1 protein-coding gene is annotated in these 1955 nt (G+C 32.7%); it reads left to right on the top strand.

What is annotated here, in order from left to right; translation table 11 throughout:
- Positions 1 to 591: 591 nt before the first annotated feature.
- Positions 592 to 1575: a YihY/virulence factor BrkB family protein gene (locus C7H79_RS16965; RefSeq protein WP_242447359.1), complete on the top strand. Its 984-nt coding sequence runs from the start codon at positions 592 to 594 to the stop codon at positions 1573 to 1575.
- Positions 1576 to 1955: the final 380 nt, after the last annotated feature.

The following is a 1955-nucleotide window of genomic DNA, read 5'->3' as shown; positions in this document are numbered from 1 at the left end:
CGACAAGCCAAAATTGCGGAGATATGAATTTCTTAACATTTTTTAATGAAAAAAACAATTTCCTAAGGTAAAGCATATGAATTTACCCTTGTTTGGTAACGCACATATTTGCGTATTTTTTTAATATATTATTAATTCGAAGTATCTAGGGGATTTGGGAAATGAGATTCGACATTTTATTGATCAGATATTTTTTAGATTCAGTAAGAATAGGTTTTATCAATATTGATGCAGTCAATGAGGCGATGGCGTAACGGTCGAATTCGTCTCCAATACGTCCGTAGATTTAATTGGCATCAATTTCTCTGATAATACTGCAAATATGGTAGGGTTTGGATCCTGATCGATCTTTTAAAATTGCTATTGAGTTTAATAAGCGATGGCAACAAGCTAAGGTCACCTGAAAGCATATAGCTTCTTATTATTGTAATACTTCCATAATATGCATAAAAATTGGAATCTGGCTAATATTTGCTGCTATCCAATCTATAGTTTTACTGACAGGATTAATATTAATCAAATTAACTAATAATCAAGATACTCATCAATAAATTTGGATTTCCTTATTCTTTAAAAGTTATGAAACTAACGATGAAGAAAGCTTGGCCAATAATTAAAGAAGTGTTTTCTGAGTTTATTGAGGTCAACGTATTAAAAATGAGTGCATCTCTTGCATTTTATACCTTGTTTGCACTCGCACCGATGTTCATTATTATTATAACAATAGTTCAATTTTTCTTTGGAGCAGAAGCGATAGAAGGTAATCTTTATCCCCAGCTCGCTGAATTGATTGGTTCACCAGCTGCTACTCAAGTAGAAGAACTAATTAAAAATGCTGCTATTTCTGAAAGAAGCTCATTATCGACCCTTGGCAGTATAGTTATGCTCATGTTCTTAGCGACGGGAGTTTTTGTTGAAATCCAGGAATCAATCAATTATATCTGGCGTTTAAAAGCAAAACCTAAAACAGGTTTTATCAAACTTATAATTAATCGTTTATTAAGCTTTTCAATGGTTGTTTCATTAGGATTTATTCTGCTAGTATCTCTGACCTTAAGCGCTGCATTGGAAGTCTTAATGGGAAACTTACAGAGAATGTTTCCTACTATAACTGTCTATCTCACTTATTCTCTTAATCTCACTCTGACTTTTATTGTCATTACTTTTATATTTTCTTGCATATTCAAATTTCTGCCGGATGCCAAGATTAGTTGGAGGAATGTCGTTGTTGGCGCTATAACCACTGCCTTACTTTTTTTGATAGGAAAATCTGTTATTACTTTTTATTTAGCCAATAGTGAGATAAGTTCAACTTATGGGGCAGCAGGCTCCATCGTAATCATTATGCTATGGGTTTATTATTCAGCAATTATTTTATATTTTAGCGCTATTTTTACAAGAGTTTATGCTCAAATTTCAGGGTATATAATTTATCCACGCGAATATGCGGTTTTTATTAAAGAAATTGAAATAGAAAACAAAGGATCTTTACAACATCAATCCGATACCAAAAAAATAAAAGCAGATATTCGGGATGAAGAAGTACAAAGTAAAAAAAAGAATACTACTTCATAATAGAATTCTGAGATATAAGAATCATGACTACTATACGAATTTCGCCATCAATTGGAAAAAGTCTATCCTACAGAAAAACGTTAGTCGATTTCTTCACAGTATTATAATATGTCCAATTGGTCGGGTAAGCATTCAAGGCGTTATCGATCGATTCAACCCAGCGGTAAACTTGGGTTCTACTTTAAAATTTATCGAAGACGCTTACTTCAGAAAGATATCATTCTATGTTGTGATGACTGACTTGAACTCCTATGATGGGTATAGTTGAAGGATTGTTCACTGCGCCAGGGACACTCAAGAATTCTTCAGTCAGTATTAGATCATTTATTTAGAAGCCTAATATTGTAAACGGTAAAGAGCGTTAATTAATTGAGTTAAAT

This window comes from Nitrosomonas supralitoralis, assembly GCF_003011925.2.
Taxonomy (GTDB): domain Bacteria; phylum Pseudomonadota; class Gammaproteobacteria; order Burkholderiales; family Nitrosomonadaceae; genus Nitrosomonas; species Nitrosomonas supralitoralis.
The sequence above is the reverse complement of the archived record's forward strand: the minus strand, read 5'-3'. Positions and strand labels throughout refer to the sequence as shown.

What these genes read in the sequence shown, in the direction of transcription:
- C7H79_RS16965 (WP_242447359.1), top strand. Translation starts at nt 592, where the DNA reads ATGAAGAAAGCTTGGCCAATAATTAAAGAAGTGTTTTCTGAGTTTATT.